This is a genomic window from Lacisediminihabitans sp. FW035 (assembly GCF_054880895.1).
Genome location: NZ_CM142187.1, coordinates 2,361,197 through 2,383,352 on the forward strand (window position 1 = coordinate 2,361,197; position 22,156 = coordinate 2,383,352).

16 protein-coding genes and 1 pseudogene are annotated in these 22,156 nt (G+C 68.2%); 8 read left to right on the forward strand and 9 right to left on the reverse strand.

The genetic code is table 11. The annotated features are described in order from the left end of the window. Positions 1 to 41 precede the first annotated feature (41 nt). Positions 42 to 836: a lysophospholipid acyltransferase family protein gene (locus ACVXZ4_RS11350; protein WP_461794952.1), complete on the forward strand. Its 795-nt coding sequence runs from the start codon at positions 42 to 44 to the stop codon at positions 834 to 836. Here the strand turns inward: ACVXZ4_RS11350 and ACVXZ4_RS11355 are convergent. The 3 genes from ACVXZ4_RS11355 to ACVXZ4_RS11365 are packed head-to-tail and all read right to left on the reverse strand — an operon-like array spanning position 820 to position 5,320. After that, a complete protein-coding gene (locus ACVXZ4_RS11355) occupies positions 820 to 2,871 on the reverse strand; it encodes a glycosyl hydrolase (RefSeq protein WP_461794953.1) in 2,052 nt (683 codons plus the stop codon). The two genes, ACVXZ4_RS11350 and ACVXZ4_RS11355, sit on opposite strands and share 17 nt — an antisense overlap. 20 nt (positions 2,872 to 2,891) lie before the next feature. Next, a complete protein-coding gene (locus ACVXZ4_RS11360) occupies positions 2,892 to 3,623 on the reverse strand; it encodes an HlyD family efflux transporter periplasmic adaptor subunit (protein WP_461794954.1) in 732 nt (243 codons plus the stop codon). After that, positions 3,620 to 5,320 carry a glycosyltransferase family 2 protein gene (locus ACVXZ4_RS11365; protein WP_461794955.1) on the reverse strand — a complete coding sequence of 567 codons (1,701 nt, stop codon included), beginning with the start codon at positions 5,318 to 5,320 and terminating at the stop codon, positions 3,620 to 3,622. Before ACVXZ4_RS11365 ends, ACVXZ4_RS11360 begins: the two co-directional genes overlap by 4 nt. A 439-nt stretch (positions 5,321 to 5,759) precedes the next feature. Between ACVXZ4_RS11365 and ACVXZ4_RS11370 the strand changes: the two are divergent. Further along, positions 5,760 to 6,219: pseudogene (locus tag ACVXZ4_RS11370) on the forward strand (RNase H family protein); the annotation flags it as partial. Between the two features lie 263 nt (positions 6,220 to 6,482). Here ACVXZ4_RS11370 and ACVXZ4_RS11375 read toward each other — a convergent pair. Then, on the reverse strand, positions 6,483 to 7,934 hold the full coding sequence (locus ACVXZ4_RS11375) for a phytoene desaturase family protein (protein WP_461794956.1): 1,452 nt from the start codon (positions 7,932 to 7,934) through the stop codon (positions 6,483 to 6,485). A 124-nt stretch (positions 7,935 to 8,058) separates the two neighbouring features. Here ACVXZ4_RS11375 and ACVXZ4_RS11380 point away from each other — a divergent pair, with 124 nt between their 5' ends. Then, the gene (locus ACVXZ4_RS11380) at positions 8,059 to 9,240 is read left to right on the forward strand and encodes a MarP family serine protease (RefSeq protein WP_461794957.1); all 1,182 of its coding nucleotides are present in this window, start codon (positions 8,059 to 8,061) and stop codon (positions 9,238 to 9,240) included. Between the two features lie 70 nt (positions 9,241 to 9,310). Here ACVXZ4_RS11380 and ACVXZ4_RS11385 read toward each other — a convergent pair whose 3' ends face one another. Further along, on the reverse strand, positions 9,311 to 10,117 hold the full coding sequence (locus ACVXZ4_RS11385; protein WP_461794958.1) for a dienelactone hydrolase family protein: 807 nt from the start codon (positions 10,115 to 10,117) through the stop codon (positions 9,311 to 9,313). Positions 10,118 to 10,175: 58 nt separating this feature from the next. Here ACVXZ4_RS11385 and ACVXZ4_RS11390 point away from each other — a divergent pair, with 58 nt between their 5' ends. Beyond that, a complete protein-coding gene (locus tag ACVXZ4_RS11390; RefSeq protein WP_461794959.1) occupies positions 10,176 to 10,949 on the forward strand; it encodes an SDR family NAD(P)-dependent oxidoreductase in 774 nt (257 codons plus the stop codon). Positions 10,950 to 11,074: 125 nt separating this feature from the next. After that, positions 11,075 to 12,469 carry an HNH endonuclease signature motif containing protein gene (locus ACVXZ4_RS11395; protein ID WP_461794960.1) on the forward strand — a complete coding sequence of 465 codons (1,395 nt, stop codon included), beginning with the start codon at positions 11,075 to 11,077 and terminating at the stop codon, positions 12,467 to 12,469. A gap of 161 nt (positions 12,470 to 12,630) precedes the next feature. Here ACVXZ4_RS11395 and ACVXZ4_RS11400 read toward each other — a convergent pair whose 3' ends face one another. Beyond that, positions 12,631 to 13,509: a nuclease-related domain-containing protein gene (locus tag ACVXZ4_RS11400; protein ID WP_461794961.1), complete on the reverse strand. Its 879-nt coding sequence runs from the start codon at positions 13,507 to 13,509 to the stop codon at positions 12,631 to 12,633. A 227-nt stretch (positions 13,510 to 13,736) separates the two neighbouring features. Here ACVXZ4_RS11400 and ACVXZ4_RS11405 point away from each other — a divergent pair, with 227 nt between their 5' ends. Together ACVXZ4_RS11405 and ACVXZ4_RS11410 are read left to right on the forward strand one after the other, a co-directional pair. Continuing rightward, a complete protein-coding gene (locus ACVXZ4_RS11405) occupies positions 13,737 to 14,852 on the forward strand; it encodes a phosphotransferase (protein WP_461794962.1) in 1,116 nt (371 codons plus the stop codon). Between the two features lie 9 nt (positions 14,853 to 14,861). Continuing rightward, on the forward strand, positions 14,862 to 16,184 hold the full coding sequence (locus ACVXZ4_RS11410) for an aspartate aminotransferase family protein (RefSeq protein ID WP_461794963.1): 1,323 nt from the start codon (positions 14,862 to 14,864) through the stop codon (positions 16,182 to 16,184). Between the two features lie 141 nt (positions 16,185 to 16,325). On the opposite strand, the gene ACVXZ4_RS11415 is transcribed toward ACVXZ4_RS11410, so the two are convergent. Together ACVXZ4_RS11415 and ACVXZ4_RS11420 are read right to left on the reverse strand one after the other, a co-directional pair. Then, complete coding sequence (locus ACVXZ4_RS11415) at positions 16,326 to 16,979, reverse strand: alpha/beta hydrolase (RefSeq protein WP_461794964.1); 654 nt, start codon at positions 16,977 to 16,979, stop codon at positions 16,326 to 16,328. Next, positions 16,976 to 18,181, reverse strand: a complete 1,206-nt coding sequence (locus ACVXZ4_RS11420) for an acyl-CoA dehydrogenase family protein (RefSeq protein ID WP_461794965.1) — start codon at positions 18,179 to 18,181, stop codon at positions 16,976 to 16,978. Before ACVXZ4_RS11420 ends, ACVXZ4_RS11415 begins: the two co-directional genes overlap by 4 nt. Positions 18,182 to 18,212: 31 nt before the next feature. On the opposite strand from ACVXZ4_RS11420, the gene ACVXZ4_RS11425 reads away from it, so the two are divergent. Further along, positions 18,213 to 19,538, forward strand: coding sequence for an MFS transporter (locus ACVXZ4_RS11425; protein WP_461794966.1), 1,326 nt, complete (start codon positions 18,213 to 18,215; stop codon positions 19,536 to 19,538). A 305-nt stretch (positions 19,539 to 19,843) separates the two neighbouring features. On the opposite strand, the gene ACVXZ4_RS11430 is transcribed toward ACVXZ4_RS11425, so the two are convergent. Next, positions 19,844 to 22,114, reverse strand: a complete 2,271-nt coding sequence (locus ACVXZ4_RS11430) for a HelD family protein (protein WP_461794967.1) — start codon at positions 22,112 to 22,114, stop codon at positions 19,844 to 19,846. Positions 22,115 to 22,156: the final 42 nt, after the last annotated feature.

Genomic DNA, 22,156 nt, shown 5'->3' on the forward strand with positions numbered 1-22,156 from the left:
CCGCACCGCGAATACGCAGCATCGCGTCTTACGCTTGCCACATGCCCACTGCCCACCGCCCACGTCCGGAGCCCATCTACCGGGCGGCGATCGGCCTCGGCACCGGACTGTTCCGATTCTGGCGGCTGCGCCGAATCGAGTCCGGACTGGAGAACGTGCCCGACGTCGGCGGTGCGGTGCTCTCGATGACCCACTTCGGTTATCTCGAATTCGCACTCATCGAGTGGGCCACCTGGAACCACAACCGTCGTCGCATCCGCTTCCTCGCCACCAAGCGCGCTTTCGACAAGCCGGGAGTGGGCTGGCTGCTTCGCGGCATGCATCACATCCCGGTCGATATGGAGAAGGGGGCCGCCGCGTACACCGATGCCGTCGCAGCCCTCCGGGCCGGCGAGCTGATCGGTGTCTTCCCCGAAGCGGGCGTGAGCGCCTCGTTCCAGGTTCGCGAGTTGAAGACCGGAGCCGCGCGACTGGCGGCAGAGGCCGGCGTGCCGATCATCCCGGTGGCCGTCTGGGGCGGCCAGCGCCTGATGACCAAGAATCATCCGGTGCCGTTCCGCGAACGGTTCGGCGTGCCGATCGCATTCGCATTCGGTGCGCCGATCGACGTCGCGGCGACCGATGACCCCCGGGCGGTGACCGACGACCTGCAGCTGAGGATGCAGGGAATGGTCGACCGCCTGCAGGCCGACTATCCGGTCGACGGGTCCGCACAGTGGTGGCAGCCGCGTGCGCTCGGAGGCACCGCGCCGACGCCCGCTCAAGCAGCGGCGGCCGAGGCCGAGCGGACTCTTCGCCGCGAACAGGCTCGACGCACCGCTACAGGTGCACCATGATCCAGGCGAGCAGGTAAGAACGGCTGTTGCCGTCGTCGATCCGGTCTTCGTTGAGTGAGGTCGTCGCATCGAGGGCGGATGCCGCGGCTGCCGGTCCCTCGAGTGCCTTGTACATCAACAGGAAGTCCCCGAAGACCACGTCGTAGCCGTCCGGCACGGAGTCCGCGAGGTTGGCCCTGATGCGCGCCGGGTCACCGCCGAGGTAGTCCGCCACCGGACTCATCGGAAGCACAACGATGCCCAGTTTGGTGCTCGGGTCGGCGCTGAAGAACGTAGCGTAGTCGCGCTTACCTCCCCAGACCAGCGAGGTGACGGTGTGATCGAATCCCGCGTAGACGCTCGCGTCGAGCGGGAAGTCGGTCCAATAGGCCTTCGAGGATGCCGCCTCGGCTGACAGCATCCATTTGGCTTCGGACTCGAGGGCGGGCTGCGAACTCGCCGCCGCCCAGAGGGCGAGTCCGTTCCAGGCGGAGACCGCTTCGGAGCTCGACTCCTGGTTGTTGCCGTCGCCGAAGGGTGAGGTCCCGCTCGCCCAGGAGTGCCCGGCGTAAGCATCGAACACCCGCTGCACGGGGAAGTAGCTGCTCTTCGCCGTCGTGGCGAGGTCGGCCGCGAGCAGGTTGATCACGGGTGCCCAACGGGTGGCTAACTCCGGGTTGCCGGCCGCGAGCACACCTGCCGCGTAGAAGAAGTAGCCGTAGTGGAAGTGGTGGTCGTTGAACTCGTCCGATCCGAAGGACGGCTGCAGCCCGACGATCCCCTTGGCCGCTGTGTCGTACACGAAGCACCGCGAATCGCGCGTCGCGCAGCCCTTCGGATCCGTCCAGTCGTCGATCGCGTCGACGAGTTTCGTCATGATGGTGGCGGCCGCGTCATCCGCCCCCACCTGTTTGGCGATCTGGAGCAGGTTGACCAGCCGGTAGAGCCACTTGCCGCCGTAGTAGGTGTCGGCGGGTTCGTCGCGGGTCGTCACGAGGTCGGCCGTGACCTGGGCCGCGAGCCTTGCCTTCTGGGAGGCGCTCAGCTGGGAGAGGTCGAGCGAACCGGCCGGGTCGATCGACGGGGTCGACCAGGCGAGGGTCGAAACGGTGCAGGCACGGAGGGTGCCGTAGATGCTCGGATAGCTGCCCGCAGCACAGGAGGTGCCCGCCGCGAGTTTCGCGGCCTGGTGCGGCATCGCGGCCACGATGGTCGGTGCATCGCCGACCGTCGAATAAGAGATGCTCGTCTTCGCGGTCGCGCCCCCCGCCGACCAGTTCAGGCTGGTGCCGGTGACGGGATGCCGTGCCGCCGCCACGAAGGCGGCCAACGATCCTCCGGTGGAGAGCACGAACCAGGTGGCGTGCTGGCCGTCCGCCAGGCGAAGCGAGGTGCCGCCGGCAGTGAGGCTGCCGGAGGAGACCAGCCCGTAGGTGACGCCCGCGATCTCGGTGGTCCAGGCGCCGGTGCCCGCCGACTTGGTGAAGGGTTCACCGAGGGTGACCTCGACGCTCTTGTCCGCGGTGAAAGTCACGAACGGCGATCCCTCGGCGATCACGGTGTGGCCGAGTTCCGTGCTGCCGTCACGCTGCGAGATCGTGACGGATGCCGTGTCGTACGCCGTGACTATCTGAGAGTCCGCGCCGACATCCGCGCTGATGATCGGAGCGAATCCGCCCGTGATGACCGCGGGCTGCGTCGAGATGGTCGGCAGCCCGAACGAGAAGCCCGCGGTGGTGAGCTGGAAGCCGAGCGGAAGAGGGAAGACCGGCATCGAGGGGGTACCGAACACCAGCCCGCTGAACCAGCGGTTGGTGGGCGGCAGGAGTCCGGGCTCGAGGCGCGCCTCTGGCAGAGCCTTGACCGTGCGCTCTGGAACGGCCGCAACCAGCGGAGCGATGCTCTTCGTCGGGAAGACGCTCGAGTTCGGGCCGGTCGCGACGGCAGACGAACTCGACGACGGCTCGGGCGAGGTGCAGCCACTCACTAGCGCCGCCACCAGCAACAGCACCGCGACGAATCCGACCGTACCGGAATTGCGGGTTCCCCTCATCATCGCCGCAACCGACCGGACGGTCAGAGTCCGATCTTCTGGACGAAGGCGAAGAAGCCGTCACTGACTCCGGAGAGGATGCCGTCATCGCGCAAGGCGAGCGAGGCGGTCACCGGGGTTCCCCGCTTCACCAGCCCGTTGTAAGCGCCGTCAACGAGTCCGTCGCTCGACACCTTCACCGTGGTCTGGGCGCTGCCATGCACCGTCTCGACGTCGATCGACTCCACCTTTCCGACGATCGTGACCTGGTTCGGCAGCAGGATCTTCACCGCCGCGCCGTCTTCGACGCGGGAGTACTCGCGGCCCGACAGCTCGAATTCGGCGGTGACGAAGAGTGAACCCGCGCGATCGATCGTCGCGAGCACCTGGCCGGCCTGTACGAAGGATCCGGCTTCGGTCGTGACATCAGCGACGGTGCCGGCGACCGCGGCCGTGAGGGTGATGACACCGTCGTCGGTCACCGTGTAGGTGATGGTCTCCGGCTTGAGGAGCCCCTTGGCGAGGTCGGCCTGCAGCGAGGGGCTCTGCAGGGTGAAGAGCGTCTCGCCCTTGGTGACGCGGTCGCCGTCTTTCACGAGGCTCGAGATCACGGTGCCGCCGTAGTCGATGCCCACGGGATAGCGCTCCGCCTCGAGGGAGGCGGAGGTGCTGGTGGTCTGGGACTGGCGCTGGTTGAACACCAGCGTGAGTCCGGCGGCGACGATGAGCACACCGATGATGCCGGTGAGGAGTTTGAGACGACTGGCCCAGGTCATGCCGAGACCTCCTTCCGGGTGCGGACTGTGGAGTGGGACGGCTTCGCCACGCGACGTGCCGCGCGTGCTGCCACCCGGGATGACCGGCTCTCGCCCATCGCCGCGATCACGAAACTGCCGAGGATCACGGTGTTGGTCACGTTCCAGGCTGTGGCCAGCGTGAGGACGCCGTTGTCGATATCGCGGTAGATCGCCACGACCGAGGTGAGGGCGATGAAGACGAAGAAGAGCACCTGCGGAATCATGAAGTTGAACGGCGAGCTGACCTTGGTGCGGTCCCCGGTCGCGCTCCACTTCTGCTCCTTGCCGACAAGCACGTTCACCAGCGCAGCGACGTAGATCGGGAAGGACGCGGTCGCGAGCATCAGGGTCTCCCAGCGGAAGGACCCCATGGTGTAGAAGGCCAGCACGATCTGCATCACGTAGAAACCGCTGTAGTAGAGCAGCCAGGTGAACACGGTCGTCGAGAGGTTCATCGGCCGCAGGTCGAAGTAGATCTCGAGCGGCGGCACGAGCAGAAGCAGAAGCGGGCAGATGCCGGTGAGATAGAAGGATGCCGTCACCAGGTACTGCAGGCGCTGGTCGAGCGTGAGCTTGCGCTTCGGGGCCAGCGGGTTGCGGCGGAACAGGATCTCGAACCCCCCGGTCGCCCAGCGCAGCTGCTGCTTCGTGTAGGCCTCGACAGTGTCGGGAGCGTGGCCGACGGCGAGGGTCATCGGAATGAAGACCGTGTTCCAGCCGCGCTCGTGCAGCATGAGGGAGGTCCAGACATCCTCGGACTTCGAGTCGGTGTAGATGCCGCCGACGTCGTCGATCGCGGTGCGTCGGAAGATCACGTTGGTTCCGACGCAGAATGCCGCGTTGAAGCGGTTGCGGCCCGGCTGGATGAAGCGGTAGAACACGGATTGCATATAGCCGGCACCCCGCGAGATCACGTTATGCAGGTTGCCGTAGGTCTGCGGGGTCTGCACGAAGGCGACGTTTCCGTTGGAGAAGAATGGCACGGTCTCGACCAGGAACTCGGGATCCGCGACGAAATCGGCGTCGAAGATGGCGAAGAACTGGCCGGAGCTGATGGCGAGGGCGTGGTTGATGTTGCCGGCCTTCGCGCCGCCGGAGGTGAGTCGACGCACATACCGTGCGCCGAGTTCCTCGGCGAGATCACGCACCTCGTCGGAGCGGCCGTCGTCGAGCACCCAGGTGACGTGGGAGCCGCGGATCGCGAGAGCGGCGGTGACGGTCTCGCGGATGACCGCGAGCGGCTCGCCGTAGGTGGTGATGAAGACGTCGACCGAGACGCGCTCCCCATCGAGATACATGCGACGGCGGTCGTAGACGCGCATGGAGCCGCGACCGGTGGGCTCGGCGTCGTGGAACAGCACGGCTCGCGCGTTGTGGAACGCGAAGTCCCGGGGATCCTGGGATCCGGAGAGGATGGTCCACATCGACAGAAGCGCTTGGGCGATGAGGATCGACTCCGCGAGGATCACCATCGAATAGGGCAGCCAGTCGCCCCGGCTGGCGGGGTTCAGCAGGAACCAGGCGTAGGCGAGGATGCCGACCGTCGCGATGAGCACCAGCATGACGAGGGACGGCGATTGCGATTTTGTCGTCTCGACGGCGCGCTCGATGGGCTCCGGCTCGACGTAGTCCGTCGTCGGGACGATGCGTTGACGGGGGGAGTTGAGCGTTGTCATCGTGCACTCTCTCGGGTGAGAACTCATGAACTGCTGCAGTGCTTGGGTAACTGCGGGCGTGGCCGGGCGCGACGGTGTCGCGGTGCGATGGTCGCCGGGGTCGCGAAAGAGAGGGCCTCTGACGCTGGCGAAAATCGCAACGGCGTCGTTGACGGCACACTGGCTTCACCGGGGTTATGGGTGATGCCATGGAACGCGATACGGATCCGGACTAGGGACAGACAGGTCGTACGCGGTATATCGGGAATGCACTTCGAGAGTACCTGCTCCCGGAGAGCGATCCCGCCAGCGGTCGAAATCCTGTCCCAATGTTCACTTTTCTGTAACATCCACGAAATTCGACCTGTGCCCGTGAGGCAGACTGGTGTGCGATGTCCGACCGCGGTGTTCGGAACGCCGAAACCGGCTGTCTTCACCGCGCCACACTCCGGGAGCCCCCATGACGATCCGAGCCGCCGCCGACGGATCGGCCCTCGGCAACCCCGGGCCGGCCGGCTGGGCCTGGTATGTGGATGACTCGTGCTGGGCCGCCGGCGGCTGGAAGCACGCCACCAACAACCAGGCGGAACTCACCGCCGTACTGCAGTTCTTCCGCGCCACGGCGCACCTCGACGACGACCTGCTCATCCTCTGCGACAGCCAGTACGTGATCAACTGCGTCACGAAGTGGATGCCCGGCTGGAAGAAGAAGGGCTGGCGCAAAGCCGACGGCAAGCCGGTGATGAACGTGGAGTTGCTCCAGGAGATCGACGCCGAGCTGCCCGGTCGCCGCTACCGCTTCGAGTGGGTGAAGGGTCACGCGAATCATCCGCTCAACGAGGCGGCGGACTCCCGCGCCCGCGCGGTCTCGGAGGCCTACCAGCGCGGCGCGGCCATTCCCGAAGGGCCCGGCTTTGTGCGGCCCGGAGACCCGGTGACGGCGCGCCCAACCGACACCCGTCTCGCGTCCGCGCCGCCGACCGGCGTGACGGCATCAATGGGTCAGGCGTCGCTTTTCGACCTCGATCTACCGGAAGCAGGGGGCACCGTCGAGGTGACGGTCACCCTCAGCGCCGCCGAGTTCGAGCGGCTCTCGGCACGAGCGCGCACACGCGGCGTCTCCCCCGACAGGGTGCTCCGCGACCTGATCTAACAGGGCTTGGTCCGCGGGATGGGCTCGGGGCTACCCCAGGCCGAGATACGGCCGCCGGGTCACGCCGAACTCGTCACGGAGGGCCGTCATCGCGGCGTAATAGCCGGCGAGTCCGTGCACGGCCGGCCCCGGTGGTGTCGACGAGGAACACAGGTACAGTCCGCGCGCGGCGGTTCGCCAGGGCGTCGGCGAGAGCACCGGGCGCGCAAGCAGTTGGGCGATCGTCACGTCTCCCCCGGCGATGTCCCCGCCGACATAGTTCGGGTTATGGCGCTCGACCTCGACCGCGGTGCGACTCGCCGACGCGAGGATGACGTCGCGGAAGCCGGGAGCGTAGCGCTCGATCTTCGCCGTGATCGCCTCCGTCCGATCCTCGGTCGAACCGCGCGGCACGTGCGTATAGGCCCAGAGCACGTGGCTTCCGGCAGGAGCCCGGGACGGATCGAAAGGCGACGGCTGGGACACGAGCACGTAGGGATCGTGCGGGTGACGGCCCGCCGCGACATCCGCTTCGGAGGTGGACATCTCGCGCCGGGTGCCGCCGACATGGAGGGTCGCGGCACCGGCGAGCCGGGCATCCGTCCAGGGCACCGGGCCGGACAGCGCGAAATCGACCTTGGCCACCGCGTTGCCGTAGCGGAAGCGGTCGAGCGCCCGGCGATACCTGTCGGGGAGTCTGTCGCCGGCGATGCGGGAGAGCGCCCGGGGGGTGACATCGAAGAGCACGACCTTCGCCGCCGGCAGTTCGTCGATCGAGGTGATCTCCACGCCGGTGACGATCTCGCCGCCGTGCGCGACAAGGTCGGCTGCGAGGGCGTCGACGATCGAACGGCTTCCGCCGATCGGGATGGGCCAGCCTCGTGCGTGACCGGTGGTGGCGAGCACCAGGCCCGCGGCCGCGGTCGCCAGGCTCGGCACCGGGCGGATGGCGTGCGCCATCACCCCGGTGAGCATCGCCGGGGCGAGGTCCTGCCGGAAGCGGCGATCCCAGCCGAGACTGCCCTGTTCGAGGATGCGCGCACCGAGACGAGCGAGCGTGAGCGGATGCCGCGGCAGCTGGAGCATCTGGGAGCCGGCGAACTGGGCAACCTGGTCGGCGTGCCTCACGAGGGGTGCGAGAAGGCTCTTCCAGGCCGCGCCGTCGACCCCGAGTCCGTGGGCCGTGCGATCGAGATCGCGCCAGGCGATACCGGATCGGCCGCCGTCCAGCGGGTGCGCGTACGAGATCTCCGGCACGACGAATCGCACTCGCTTCTCGAGTTCGAAGGCGCGGAAGAATCCCGAAGAGAGGGCCTGCGGGTGCACCGCCGAACACACGTCGTGAAGGAAACCCGGAAGGGTGAGTTCCTCGGTGCGGGCTCCCCCACCGATCGTGTCCTCACGCTCGTACACCCGCACGGACAGCCCGGCGCGGGCCAGCACTACGGCCGCAGCCAGGCCATTCGGTCCCGCGCCGACGACGATCGCGTCACAGTCATCCATTCCCCCACCCTGTCACAATCGACGGACTTCACTGCAGCACTCGACACCGCTGGCGAAGGGTGTACAGGCGCCCATGGCACACTGACACCAGTACGGGACGACGACCCCGAGGAAAGGACGGCCGATGACCGGCTCCGTGGTGCTGGACCTGCTTCTGATCCTGCTGCTCATCGCCTACGCCGTCTTCGGATTCCGCCGCGGATTCATCCTCAGTCTCGGCAGCTTCGCGGGGATCGTCGTGGGGGCGCTCGCTGCGTTCTTCGCGATCCCGCTGGTCACCGCATGGGTCACGACGAGCCAGTTCCGCCTTCCAGTGATCCTGGTGGTCGTCGTCGCGCTGGTCGCGCTCGGGCAGGCCGCCGGATCGGCGCTCGGTCGGGTCATCCGGCGCCGGGTCGACAAGTCACCGCTCCGCGCGATCGACCGCGTGTTCGGCGCTGCCATCACGCTGGTCGGAGCGGCCCTCGTCGTGTCGATGCTCGCGTTCGGACTCGGTTCGCTGGGTGTGCCGGTGGTCTCGCAGGCGATCGGATCGTCGACGGTCGTGTCCACCATCGACCGGGTCACGCCCGATCCGGTCAAGGCGCTCGAAGCCAGGGTGCGCTCTCTCTTTGCGCTCGACGGACTCCCCCGCCTGTTCGAGGCCCTCGGCACGGGCACCCCGCTTCCGGTGCCGACCGCCGGGCAGACCGCGGCGCAGCAGGTGTCCGCGCGATCCGTGGTGAAGATCACCGGCAACGCCTACCAGTGCGGCCAGAACCAGTCCGGCAGCGGCTTCGTCTCGTCGTCGGGGCGAGTCGTCACGAATGCCCACGTCGTGGCCGGAGTGACGCAGCCGGTCATCCTCACTCCCGCGGGTGCGACCTACACCGGCCGCGTCGTCTACTTCAATGCGGCGCAGGACCTCGCGGTGATCGCCGTCAACGGGCTCCCGACCGCACCGCTGCCTCTCGGAGCCGATCTCACCACCGGAGCGACCGCGGTCTTCGATGGCTACCCGCTCGGCGGCCCGTTCCTCTCGAGTCCGGCCGCCGTTCAGAACGTGGCCACGATCAACTCCCCCGACATCTATGGTGCCAATCCCCGCCCGCGAGAGGTCTACTACCTCGCCGCTGATGTGCAGGAGGGCAACTCCGGAGGACCGCTGATCGATGCTGCCGGCAGTGTCACCGGCGTCATCTTCGCGCGCTCCGCCACGACGAGTCATCTCGGATTCGCGATGACCACCCAGGAACTCGCACCGGTCGTCGCCCAGGCGCAGGGGCTCAGCGCGTCCGTGTCATCCGGAAACTGCACCCGCGGCTGACCCGCGGCGGCGGTCAGCCGTTGAGTGCCCGGTCAGTCGTTGAGTGCCCGGTCAGTCGTTGAGTGCCCGGTCAGTCGTTGAGTGCCCGGTCGAGGAAAGCGAGCGTCCGCGTCCAGGAATCCGTCGCCGGGGCTTCCCGGTACATGAACTCGTTGGTGTCGTTGAAGAAGGCGTGGCCCGCGTCCTCGTAGACCTTCGCGGTGAAATCGACGCCGCCTGCCTGCATGGCGGCGGTCACCTCGGGGAGCGAGTCGATGAGTTTGGTGTCGGTCTCGCCGTAGAAGGCGAGCACCGGGCCGGCGATCTTCGAGACCGTCGTCGACTCCGGCGGCGCCCCGTAGAACGGCACGGCGGCGCGGATGCGACGATCCGCGGCCGCGAGAGCGAAGCTGTAGGTGCCGCCGAAGCAGAATCCGGAAACGGCGATGCAGCCCTCCACCCCGGGCTGGTCGGCGAGATAGTCGACGCTCGCTCCAAGCGCGGCAACGGCCCAGGCGGCGTATTCCGGAACGTTCATGCCGGCGAAGGCTGCCCGCAGACGCGGCTGCCCCTCGGTGCGCACCTTCTCATCGGTGCTCTTCATGATGGCGTTGAGTTCCAGCCCGACCTGGGCTTCGATGCCGATCGACGAGAGCAGGTCTGGCGCGATCACCAGGTAGCCCTCCGCAGCGAAACGGTCGGCAATGCCGGTGATGTGCTCGACGAGACCCCAGATCTCGTGGATGAGCACCAGGGCGCCCTTCGGCGATCCCTCGGGGTGAACCACGTAGGCGGTGAATTCGGTGGCGGTGACGCCGCGCTCACCCGAGGAGGCCTGGGCAGCGATGGTGGCGGACGGGATGGGCAGCACGATCGTCTGCGAGATGAGGGTAGCCATCTGGCGATTCTGCCAGCTTCGACCGGGAGCACGGTGAGTTCCCGGCTAGCGTGAACCGATGACTATCGCCGACCCACCCCTTGCCCTCATCACCGGAGCAACAGCCGGGATCGGAGCGGAATTCGCCCGCCAACTCGCCGCCGGTGGTGTCGACCTCGTGCTCGTCGCCCGTGATGCCCTGCGGCTGGAGGAGGGGGCCACGGGGTTGCGGGAGGAGTTCGGCGTGACTGTCGAGGTGCTCGCGGCCGACCTGGTGAGCCCGGCGGACCTCGCCGCGGTGGAGACCAGACTCGAGGCATCCGCCGGTCGTCGTGTGACGATGCTGGGGAACAACGCGGGATTCGGCTTACTGAAGCCGTTCGACGAGAACCCGATCGAGGATGAGCAACGCTTGCTCGACCTGCTGGTTACCGCACCGATGCGGCTCTCGCATGCCGCGCTGCGCCAGATGCTGCCGGCCGGATCGGGCACGATCGTGAACATCGCCAGCGTTGCCGGGTACACCCCTCGCGGTACCTACGGCGCATCGAAGGCCTGGGTGCTGAGTTTCAGCCGCTGGGCCAATCTCACCTATCGACGACGGGGTGTCACTGTGACGGCTGTTGCTCCGGGCTTCGTGCACACCGAGTTCCACGACCGGATGAACGTATCGAAGGATGGCGTGCCTGCCTTCCTCTGGCTCGACCCACCGACCCTTGTGCGGCTGGCGCTGCGGGATGTCGCGAAGGGCCGGGCGGTGTCCATACCGACGCTGCGCTACAAGATCGTGGTGCTGCTGTCGGGATTGCTGCCGAAGCGGATCGTCGCGGCGGGGGCATTGCGGGGGCGGTGAGGTGAGGTGTTTGGGCGGTCTTGCGCCGCAGTCCTCTCCCCTCCTCCCAAGCAGTGGCCCAAAATTCTTGTCCCCAGTCGGCCGCCGGTCTTTCGAACATACGTTCGAATATGGGAGAATGGGGTATGTCGCTCAGCACCCTTCAGCAGTCCCACGGGGACTCGATCGCCGCCCTCACCCGGGTGCTGCAGGACGCCGACCTTGGCACCCTGTCCGATGAGGAGCTGCTGGCTGTCACCCGGTTCGGGGCGGAGGAACGCCGCCTCGTCGACGCCGCCGGCGCGCTCGCCGCCGGGGAGATCGCCCGCCGCTCCACCCCCGACCTCGGCAGCGCCGGTTTGGCGCAACGCACCGGGCATCGCACCGCGCAGGAACTCGTCCGCGTCACCACCGGCAGCAGCTACCGGGACGCCGCCGCCTCGGTGCGGGTCGGGATGCTCGTCGCCGATGCAGTATCACCGGCTCCCGCTCAGCCATGGCTGCAATCGCTTGGCCTTGCCGTGGGTGCGGGCACTCTTTCTTCCGCCGCAGCCGACGCCATCCGGCTGGGCCTCGGCTCCCCGTCCGAATCAATACCCGCTTCGGCCGTCGCCGATGCCGCGGAGCAGCTGTGTGTCGAGGCGGTCACCCTGGATGTGGATCGCCTGTCAGTCCGCGCCCGACAGGTGCGGGACCAGATCGACGAGGCCGGAATCGCCGATCGGGAACAGCACCGCCGCGCCGCCCGCAGACTCCGCCTGGTCACACAGGCGGACGGGATGACCCGCTTGGTCTGGATCATGGACCCCGAGACCGCCGCTGCCGTCACCGACCTATACGACAGGGCCACCTCCCCTCGGCGCGGTGGACCTCGATTCATCGCCAGCACAAACACCAACAGCGACGACGCTGCCACCGCCGAACGCCTGGTCGGCGACGACCGCACCACCGAACAACTCGCCTCCGACACCTTCGCCGAACTCCTCCGTCACGGGGCGGCCGCCGATTCGAGCAAACTTCTCGGCAGCGGAGCCCCCATCGTCCGGATCCTCGTCACCGCCGATAGCCTCACCACCGGCACTGGGCACGGCTTCCTCGAGGGTCAGACCGACCCGATCGATATCACCACAGTCGAACGATCGGCCTGCGCCGGAACCACCCAGACCATCACTCTCGACCCTGCCGGCTCGCCCCTCGACGTCGGCCGCGAACACCGCCTGTACACCCGACGACAACGAATCGCCCTCGCCGCCCGCGACGGAGGTTGCAGGTTCCCCGATTGCGACCGACCCGCCTCCTGGTGCGAATGCCACCACATCACCCACTGGGTACGCGACGCCGGCCGCACGGACCGCGCCGACGGCATCCTCCTGTGCCGACATCACCACCTCCTCATCCACAACAACGGCGGGGAAATCCATCGCCGGGGCACCGACTATTGGCTCATCCCACCGACCATCATCGACTCCCAGCGCACCCCCGTCCGGATGCACAGCCGCAGCCGCGCACTCACCGAACTCCTCGGAAAGAGAACCGGATGACGGAACGCGGGACGAAGACCGGGCCGGGACGACGCCCCCGGAGGGTCGCGGGCCCGCTGTGCTGCGGCAGAAGCGGCTTGGGTAGACAGTGCGTGGGCAGACAGGACTTCGGCCAGCAGAACTTCGGCAGGGCGTCCGGGGAACGGGCGCGGCCCGCAGAACTATCCGGCCAGGGCCGACGCGAGTTGCAGCGCGGTCTCGCCGGTCAGGCTCAGGATGACCGCGGTGTAGCTCGCGACGACGCCGAGGCCGGTCCAGATCAGGCGACGGAGGCGGGCCGATGCGATGTGGAGGCGAAGTCGGTCGAACTCGTCACGCCGACGGTGCGCATCCTTGTTGTCCGCCGCGCTATCCGCCGCGAGGGCCGTCGGCCACGTCGACGACTGCAGCGCCACCGCCGAGAGGGTGTCGACGACAACGGGCGAGAACAGCCGGGGCAGGGAGGCGAGCCACGCGGTGAAAGTACGGGTGGTCGTCACTTGGATGCGACCGGGGCGTTGGCGGATCTGCAGGGTTGCCGGCGAATCGACAACGATGCAGGGGGTCACCACCAGCTCGGCCGCCGATCCCCGGAGTGCGAGGGCAGCGGTGAGCAGCCCGGATGCGGCAGCTGCCGCCTCGTCTGCCGTGGCAAGGTGATCGAGTCGCTCGTCATCCACCATGAAGGTGCGTTCCCCCACCCAGATCGCCTGACCGGCGTGGCTGTGAGCGGTGACCGAGAAGATGCCGGCCGGACCGATCAAGAGATGGTCGATGGCGGGATGGCGCCGGGGACTCGCCGTGCCGACAGGCACGGAATGCACGACCGTCCACTCCGAACCGAGGGCAGCGAATGAGTCGGCAAGAGCGAGCTCGGCGAGCGCCCCGCTATAGAAACGCCGCGCATCACGCGCCAGCGGATCGACGCCGAAAAGGCGAGCGAGCACCGAGAGCGGAGCGGCCTCCGCCTGCAGGGCGAGACAGTGCTGCAGGGCATGGTTCGACGGCTCCCAGCGCGCTGGCGCGACCGGGTTTTCGGCGTCGGCCCGAGCCGCAGACACGGTCGAGCGATCATCCCCCGTGATAACGATTCCGTCCTCCAACGGTTGATGCCGCGCCCGGGGTGATCTCCCCTGCCGGCCGTGAGCTGTGTGGTGTTCCTCGAATCTATCCACCGGGCGTCCGCGGGCGAACTCCCCACAACAGGTGAGGCCCGAACAGGTGGGACCACAACAGGTGAGGCCCGAACGGGCTGCCGCCCGCGGTGTTCATGCAGCAGACTCGAGCAATGGATGAGGCGCTCCCCACCACCCCACTGGTACGGCGCCTCCAGATGGGGCTCGGCTCCCCGTTCGATCGCACGCCGGCTGCCGAAGCCCGCGCGATCGCGCGAGAATGCTTTGGCATGACGGCCACCTCCGTCACCAGACTGGCCACCGAGCGAGACGACAGCTTCCGGTTGGAAGTCGGCGGTCACAGCGATGGGTTCGTGCTCAAGATCTCGCCCCCCGGCGAGGACGCCGGTGAGATCGACCTCCAGGAGGCTGCCATCGCCCACGCCGCGGCGCGGGATCCCCGCCTTCCCCTGCAGCGATTCGTACTGCCGCTCCATTCCTCGCCGCCGCCTTCCTCATCGGCAGCCGGCGGCCGAGCCGTGAGGATGCTGCACTACCTTCCCGGACGCCTGCTCGGGGACGGGGAGCCCACCCTGGTCGAATGGCGAGCGGTCGGCCGGATGCTCGGGCGCCTCACCGGCGCCCTGGCCGATTTCGAGCATCCGGCTGCCGATCGGTGGCACGCCTGGGATCTCGCGCGCCTCGCAGAGTTGGCAGAGCTGGTGCCTGCGATCGCCGACACGGGGCGGCGGCGCGCGGTCGCCACAGTGCTCGCGCAGCTGTCAGCCGAGACGCTGCCGGCGCTTCGGGTCACCCCGCGGCAGGTGGTTCACAACGACTTCCATGGCGGCAACCTCGTCGTGCGGGCGGGCACTCCCGAGTTCGTGACCGGCATCCTCGACTTCGGCGATGTGGTGCTCAGCCATCGCGCCGCGGACCTGGCCGTCGCGATGTCGTACGCGACTCCCCCATCCCTGAGGTCCAGGTCGGGTGGGCTCGGGTCGACGGGGCCGGGGTCGACGGGGCCGGGGTCGGCGGGCAACCCCTGGGAACCGGCCCTGGCCCTCGCGTCCGGGTACCGGGAGCTGGTGGGGCTGTCAGGCGCCGAGGCCGCGCTGCTGCCGCAACTCGTTCTCGGTCGGCTTGCCCAACGGCTGCTCCTCGCCTCCTGGCTCGCTGCGGAGCGGCCCGAGAACTCGGAGTACACCGCCCGCAATCTCGAGAGCAGCTGGCAGCATTTCGTGAGCCTTCGAGAATCGCCCCTGCCACGGGATGGGGTGCGCCAGTAGGGTCGGATCATGCCAGGACCGAGCACATACTTCAGCAACGACCGTCTCGACGAACTGGACGAGCCGACCCGACTGCTGGTGGAACGGCGAAATCGCAGCCTCGGGGCGGCCTATCGCCTGTTCTACGACGAGCCCGTCGAGATCGTGCGGGGACTCGGCTCGAAGCTCTGGGATGCCGCGGGCACCGAGTTCCTCGACGTGTACAACAACGTGCCCTCCGTTGGGCACTCCCATCCCCGCGTCGTCGAGGCGATCTCCCGCCAGGCGGCCATTCTGAACACGAACACCCGCTATCTCGACCGCCCTCTCCTCGACTACTCCGAAGACCTGCTCGGCACTCTGCCCCGCGCCCTCGCGAACGTGATGTACACCTGCACCGGATCCGAGGCGAACGACCTCGCTCTGCGGATTGCGACCACCGTGACCGGCAAGCGCGGCGTGATCGTCACCCGCAACGCCTATCACGGGGTCACAACGGAGACCGCGGCGATCTCGCCGTCCCTCGGTGGGGTGGACAGCGTCGCCCCCTGGGTGCGCCTGGTGGATGCCCCGACCGGCGACGGCGCGGCATTCACGGATGCCGTGGGCGAGGCGGCCGCGGAGCTCGGCGCCGGCGAACACGGATTCGCCGCCCTCGTGGTGGACTCGATCTTCGCCTCCGACGGCGTGCACCCCGGCAGCGCGGCCTTCCTCGGACGCGTCAGCGACATCGTGCACGATGCGGACGGCCTGTTCATCGCCGACGAGGTGCAGGCGGGCTTCGGCCGCCTCGGTCACGGCTTGTGGGGCTTCACCCGGCACGACACCCCCCTCGGGGCGGTCGTGCCCGACCTCGTGACCCTCGGTAAACCGATGGGCAACGGCATGCCGATCGCGGCTGTCATCGCCCGGCGCGAGCTCGTGGACGAGTTCGCCACCCATGGCCGCTACTTCAGCACCTTCGGCGGCACTGCGGTCTCGATCGCCGCAGCGCAGGCGGTGCTCGACATTCTGCGCGACGAAGGACTGGTCGAGAATGCCCGGGCCGTCGGTGACTACCTCACTGCCGGGCTCGGGATGCTCGCCGACTTCCACGATTCCGTCGGCGAGGTTCGCGGTGCCGGCCTGTTCCTCGGAGTCGACCTCGTACGGGGCGGATCCCCCGACGAGGAGACCGCCCTCGTCGTGGTGAACGAGCTTCGCCGCCGAGGCGTACTGGTCGGGGCATCCGGAGCCGCACGGAACACCCTCAAGATCCGACCGCCGCTGTGCTTCAGCCTGTCCGACGCCGACAGGTTCCTGACGGAGTTCGACAGCGCGCTCCGGGTGGCCCGGGGTGCGCGACCGACCTGATCGGCCCGTGTCGGGCGAATCTTCGGGCGATGGGGGTCTTGCGCTCGGCCCCCCGAGAGGAGCATCCTGTCAGTAGAACAACCCGTCGCCCGGAAGAGCCGCACCAAGTGCCGCACCGGGCGACGAGTCTGTGTGCGGGTGCTAGTTCTGAACCACTGAGTTCAGGAACTGCCTCACGTCGTCGAGCTCTTCGCGCGAAATCGAGTGCCCGATGCCCGGGTAGTGGCGCTCGGTGAGGGTCGAGTGCGAGGGCAGCCACTCGGCAGTCCGGGCAATTGCCTCGGCCGTGATCACCGGATCCGCCGGATCGCTGCCCCAGAAGACCGGCGGGCGTAGCTCCTCGAGCGATTGATCGGCGGGAGCATCCCCGCCGATCACGAAGCCGGCGAGATTCACGAACGCGGCGAATCGTCGCGGAGCATGCCGCAGCGCGTGGAGGGTCATCGCCCCGCCCTGCGAGAATCCGAGGAGCGAGACCGAGACGACGGCAGGCACGGACTCCAGCCAGTCGAAGAGAGCCTGCACCGCGGCATCCGCCGCCACCGCGCTCGGGCGGCCGGGCTCCCCCACCGGAAACCACGAGTAGGAACCCGGGGCGAGTTCGAGCGGCGCCCTCAGGGCCGCGACCACGAACTGCGGAGGAAGCAGCGGCACGAGGGAGAACAGGTCCTGTTCGTGCGATCCGCGACCGTGCATCATGACCAGCAGCGGGCGCGTCGCGAGCTCTTGCTGCCGTGATGCTTCCGGAACGGACCAGACGACGACAGAGGGATCGATCGCGAGCGAAGAGGTCATGGTCTCAGGGTAGACGGATCCTCGATGATCGGCCCCAGCAGGGCGGTCGCGACGGTCGAGTGCACCGAGTCTTCGTTGCTCGGGTGGAATCCGCCCGCCAGCACGTCCCGATACAGTCGCGAGAGTTCGCTCGTCGCCGAGAACGCGGCCCCTCCCGCGATCGCAATAGCCTGGTCGACCACGTACCGCGCGGTTCGAGTGGACCGTGATTTGAGACCCACCAGCGCGCGGAACCACTGGGCGCCGCGGTCCACCTCGGTGTCGAGGTCGAGGGCCAGCGCATCGAGCTGCGGAAGCAGCGCGTCCTGCGCGAGAGCGGCATCCGCGATCTTCCAGCGCACATTCGGATCCTGGTCCCGGCTGAGGCCGGTTCGTCGCGACCCCCGTGCCCTTGCGGAATCGACCGCGAGCTCCAGCGCGCGCTGCCCGATGCCCACGTAGACCGAGGAGATGAGGATCTCGAAATTGGCGAAGATCGCGAAGATGAGACTGTCGCGACTCGGACCGGGGTCGAGACGGCGGAACACGCGGTTGGATGTCGCCACCACCGAGTCGAGGTGGGTCGTGTTGCTCTGGCTGGCTCGCATCCCGAGCGTGTTCCAGTCCTCGGCGATGGAGATCCCCGGCGCCTCGCGAGTGACGACGGCGTGCACGAGTTTCGGCGCATCCGCCGACACAGAGTCCAGTCCGAAGAGGCCGAGGCGCGTCCACACCGGAGACAGGCTGGTGAAGATCTTGGTGCCGGTGAACTCGTAGCCGCCGCCCGGCAGTGGGCGGGCATCCGTCGTGCTGTCGAAAAGCACGAGGTCGTTGCCGGCCTCGCTGATCGCGAAGGCGAAGATCTCGCCCGCCCCGGCGTCTCGGAGCACAAAGTCGAGGGAGTCATCTCCCCGGTCGTGAAGGGTCTTGGCGACGCCGGTCCAGACCAGGTGCATATTGACCGCCAACGCCGTCGCCGGGGCCGCCATCGCGAGCCGCACCTGCTCGTGGGCGACCTGCTGGAGGCTGAGCCCGAGGCCGCCGAACTGCCGGGGAACGAGCGCGCGAAGGTAGCCGACGGCGACGAGCTCCTCGAGATCCTCAGTGAAGAAGACGTTGTCGCGGTCGTATCCCGGTGCCCGATCGTGGATGCGCCCCAGCAGATCGTCGCCGAGCAGATCGTCGCCAAGCACGGGGGGCGCGGGATCATCCGGAACAGGCACACGTCAAGCATGGCACCGCCGACGGGTGAGAATGGTGAGAGTGAGCACAGACCCCGAGGCCAGCGTGAGACGCTCCCACCTCATCGACCTGTCGCCGCTGAGGGAGAGCGCGGCGTTCCGAAAGCTGTGGGCCGGCAACGCGATCTCGGGCATCGGCAGCCAGATGACGATCGTCGCGGTGGGCCTGCACATCTACCAGATCACCCAGTCCACCTTCGCGGTGTCGCTCGTCGGAGCCTTCGCTCTCGTGCCGATGATCTTCGCCGGGCTCTACGGCGGGATGCTCGCGGATGCGTTCGACCGACGGCTGATCCTGCTGCTCGCCGCCATCGTTGCCTGGGGATCCACCATCGCCCTCGCCCTCATCGCCTGGACCGGAGTCGAGATCGTCTGGCCGTTCTACCTGCTCACGACACTCAACGCGGTCGCGGCGACGGTGATGAACACGGTGCGTTCGGCGGTGTTGCCGCGTCTGCTGCCGGCGCGGTTGATGCCCGCGGCATCCGCCCTCACCGGCATGAGTATCGGCGTGATGGTGACGCTCGGCCCCGCCCTCGCCGGCGTGCTGGTCGCGACGGTCGGATTCGGCTGGACCTACACGACCGATGTCGTGCTGTTCCTCAGCGCCTTCGCCGGCATCGTGTCGTTGCCGAAGCTCGCACCCGAGGGGGCGGTGCAACGGCCGGGACTGGAGTCCCTGAAGTACGGCATCGATTTCCTCAAGTCGGCGCCGAACATCCGCATGACATTCATCGTCGACATCATCGCCATGACCTTCGGGCAGCCACGGGTGCTGTTCCCGGCCGTCGGCGCTCTCGTGCTCGGCGGTGGAGCCGTCACCGTCGGCGTGCTCACGGCAGCCGGTGCGGTCGGGGCCCTGCTCTGCAGCCTGTTCTCCGGGCGTATTGGAGGGGCGCGCTGGCACGGTCGGGCGATCCGAACGTCGATCGTCGTCTACGGCGCGTTCATCGCGGGATTTGGCGCGGTGCTGCTCGCCATGACCGTCGGACGGTTCGGAGTGGTGTCACCCACCAGGGCGAGCATCCCCGCGATCGCTATCGCCTGCGTGATGCTCGCCGGGGCCGGCGCGGCCGACAACGTGAGCAGCATCTTCCGGCAGACGATGCTGCAGGTGGCGGTGCCCGACAACATGCGCGGGAGGCTGCAGGGTGTGTTCACCGTGGTCGTGACCGGGGGCCCGAGGGTCGGCGACATCTACGTCGGCATCGTCGCGGCCATCGGGGCGATCTGGCTGCCACCGTTGCTCGGCGGGCTGGCGATCATTGTGCTCCTGGTGTTCCTGACGCGGCTTCAGCGAGGATTTCTGCGGTACGACGCGCTCGCACCGACTCCCTGAGTGGTGGTGCGTCGGCCGGCCGCGTGGCGCGAGCAGCTCCTACTCGACCGGCAGAGCTGTGTTGGTCGAGTAGCGTCCGACGGAGGAGGACGCGTGTCGAGACCTGGGGTGACAGGGTCTCGACACGTCGCTGCGCTCCTACTCGACCGGCAGAGGTGTGCTGGTCGAGTAGCGCCCGACGGAGGAGGACGCGTGTCGAGACCCGGGGTGACAGGGTCTCGACACGTCGCTGGGCTCCTACTCGACCAGCACAGGGCGCCGCCTGGCGCTCCTACTCGACCGGCAGAGGGCGCCGCCTGGCAGCCCTACTCGACCAGCGGGGCGGGCAGGATGCCGGCCGGTAGCTCCCCCTCGGCGACCAGCGTGAGCCGCTGGGTCGCGCGGGTCATCGCGACATAGAGCGCCCCGGCACCGCGCTCGGACGCCGCGAGGATCGCCGCCGGGTCCACCACCACGACCGAGTCGAACTCGAGCCCCTTGGCCTCCTGCGGGGTGATCACCGCGATGTCCCGGGTGAGTCCGACCGCGCCAAGCCCCACAGCGTCGCCGAACTCGGCCACGAGTCGATCCGTCAGTTCGCGGATGCCCGGCTCGAGCACGATCACGGCGAGGGTACCGCCCGCGCCGCCGGGAGCGCGATCGATGCGCACCGCCTCCACGGCATCTGTCACCACTGTGACCGGCCACTCGCTCGACCGTACCGCGCGGGATTCGGTCACGTGCAGGCCGTTCGCGATCGCCATGGACTCCGCCGCGGCCGCGATCTGGCTCGGCGTGCGGTAGTTCACGGTGAGCTCCTCGAGTCGCCAGCGCTCGGACTCCGGCGAGTCCGCCAGCAAGGGGGCGAGGGCGTCCTTCCAGTTGGATGCTGCTGCCGCAGAGGCGGCCTGGGCAATGTCGCCGACGATCGTGAACGACCGTTGCGGACCCCGCCGCAAGAGCAACCGCCACTGCATCGGCGACAGCTCCTGCGCCTCGTCGACGACGACGTGGCCGTAGGTCCAGGTGCGATCGGCGGCGGCCTTCTCGGCGGTCGTTGCCCGATCCCCGAGCTCGGCGAAGTTGTCGGCGAGGGCCTTCGCGTTCACCAGCCCGCCGACCTGCATGTTCTCGATCGCGTGCTCGGCGTTCTCGATGTCTCGTTTGCGCTGCTGCTTCGCCTCGCGCTTCTGGGCGGCATCCGCGACGCTGTACTCGCCGAGATACTCCGCGGCCTCGTCGAGCAGCGGGATGTCGGCGATCGTGAATTCGGCATCGCGGTCGCGCTGCAGTAGGGCGCGATCGGCATCGCTCCAGCCCGGTGTCAGCTCGGCGAGCCACTGGGGGCGGGCGTAGAGGTCCTGAAGGAGCTTCTGCGGTGTCAGCGGCAGCCAGGCGGTATTGAGTGCCACCCGCACGTCTTCGGCGGCGCGGAGGTCTTCGCGGAGCATCGGAAGGTCCGTGTCATCCATCGAGTTGCCGGCGTCCTGCAGCTGGGTGAGCCATTGGCGGGACAGCGCGTTCAGGGCGTTCTTCACGAATACCACGCGCGCCTCGTTGTGGGTCTTGTTGCTGTCGCGGGCCCGGCCGATCGCGGTCGCGATGAGGCGCGGATCGAGGGTCACCCGGTCGCCGTTGACATCGAGATCCTGGGGGGCGGACGGCACCCGCTGGCGGGAGCGCACGGCACGCGCGATGAGAGCTGCCATGGAGGCACGCCCCTTGATCGCGGCGGTGGCCGGCGCATCCTCCCTCGTGGCCTCGACGTCGGGATAGAGCTGGCCGACGCTCGCGAGCACGACCCCCGTCTCGCCGAGCGAGGGCAGCACGGCTTCGATGTACTGCAGGAATGAGCGTGACGGCCCGACGATGAGTACGCCAGAGTTGCGCAACCTGTCTCGGTGCGAGTACAGCAGATAGGCCGCCCGGTGAAGGGCGACGGCGGTCTTGCCGGTGCCGGGACCCCCCTGAACGACGAGCACCCCCTTGAGCTCGGAGCGGATGATCCTGTCTTGCTCGCCCTGGATCGTCGCGACGATGTCGGACATCCGTCCGGTGCGCTGGGCTGTGAGTGCGGCGAGCAGCGCGCCCTCGCCTTGCAACTCCGAATTGGCACTCTCGAGCAACTCGGCATCGAAGATCTCGTCCTCGATGCGGATGATGCCCCGCCCCTTCGAGAGCAGGTGACGGCGGGCCCGCGCCCCGAGCGGCGTCGCGGCCGTGGCCTGGTAGAAGGCGCTCGCCTGCGGCACCCGCCAGTCGAGCAGCAGTGGCTGAAGCTCTTCATCCCGCAGGCCGATGCGGCCGATGTAGCGCAACACCGAGCCATCCGTGCCGTCGTCCGAGCCGCCAACCGCTTCGGGTTCGAACTCGAGTCGGCCGAACGCGAGTCTCTCGTCGACCTCGCGCAGCTGCAGGATGCGGTCCTCGTAGATGCGCGCGAAGGTGTCGCGCTCCGAACGACCCTGGTGATTGCCCCCGACGTCGAGGAGGCGCACCGCGTCGAGCTGCTGTTCGGCCTCGCGCTGCAGCGCGTCGAGGCGCGCATACAGGGTTGCTACGTACTGCTGCTCACGCTGGAGTTCACGGTCGACCACTGGCTAAATCCCCTCGAACGCCGCGCTGAAATGCGGCATTCA

Bases quoted from the DNA above. Each gene is read 5' to 3' on its own strand.
- ACVXZ4_RS11355 (WP_461794953.1), bottom strand. From the start codon at position 2,871: ATGATGAGGGGAACCCGCAATTCCGGTACGGTCGGATTCGTCGCGGTG.
- ACVXZ4_RS11405 (WP_461794962.1), top strand. From the start codon at position 13,737: ATGGATGAGGCGCTCCCCACCACCCCACTGGTACGGCGCCTCCAGATG.
- ACVXZ4_RS11395 (WP_461794960.1), top strand. From the start codon at position 11,075: ATGTCGCTCAGCACCCTTCAGCAGTCCCACGGGGACTCGATCGCCGCC.
- ACVXZ4_RS11365 (WP_461794955.1), bottom strand. From the start codon at position 5,320: ATGACAACGCTCAACTCCCCCCGTCAACGCATCGTCCCGACGACGGAC.
- ACVXZ4_RS11410 (WP_461794963.1), top strand. From the start codon at position 14,862: ATGCCAGGACCGAGCACATACTTCAGCAACGACCGTCTCGACGAACTG.
- ACVXZ4_RS11425 (WP_461794966.1), top strand. From the start codon at position 18,213: ATGGTGAGAGTGAGCACAGACCCCGAGGCCAGCGTGAGACGCTCCCAC.
- ACVXZ4_RS11350 (WP_461794952.1), top strand. From the start codon at position 42: ATGCCCACTGCCCACCGCCCACGTCCGGAGCCCATCTACCGGGCGGCG.
- ACVXZ4_RS11375 (WP_461794956.1), bottom strand. From the start codon at position 7,934: ATGGATGACTGTGACGCGATCGTCGTCGGCGCGGGACCGAATGGCCTG.
- ACVXZ4_RS11360 (WP_461794954.1), bottom strand. From the start codon at position 3,623: ATGACCTGGGCCAGTCGTCTCAAACTCCTCACCGGCATCATCGGTGTG.
- ACVXZ4_RS11390 (WP_461794959.1), top strand. From the start codon at position 10,176: ATGACTATCGCCGACCCACCCCTTGCCCTCATCACCGGAGCAACAGCC.
- ACVXZ4_RS11380 (WP_461794957.1), top strand. From the start codon at position 8,059: ATGACCGGCTCCGTGGTGCTGGACCTGCTTCTGATCCTGCTGCTCATC.
- ACVXZ4_RS11385 (WP_461794958.1), bottom strand. From the start codon at position 10,117: ATGGCTACCCTCATCTCGCAGACGATCGTGCTGCCCATCCCGTCCGCC.
- ACVXZ4_RS11415 (WP_461794964.1), bottom strand. From the start codon at position 16,979: ATGACCTCTTCGCTCGCGATCGATCCCTCTGTCGTCGTCTGGTCCGTT.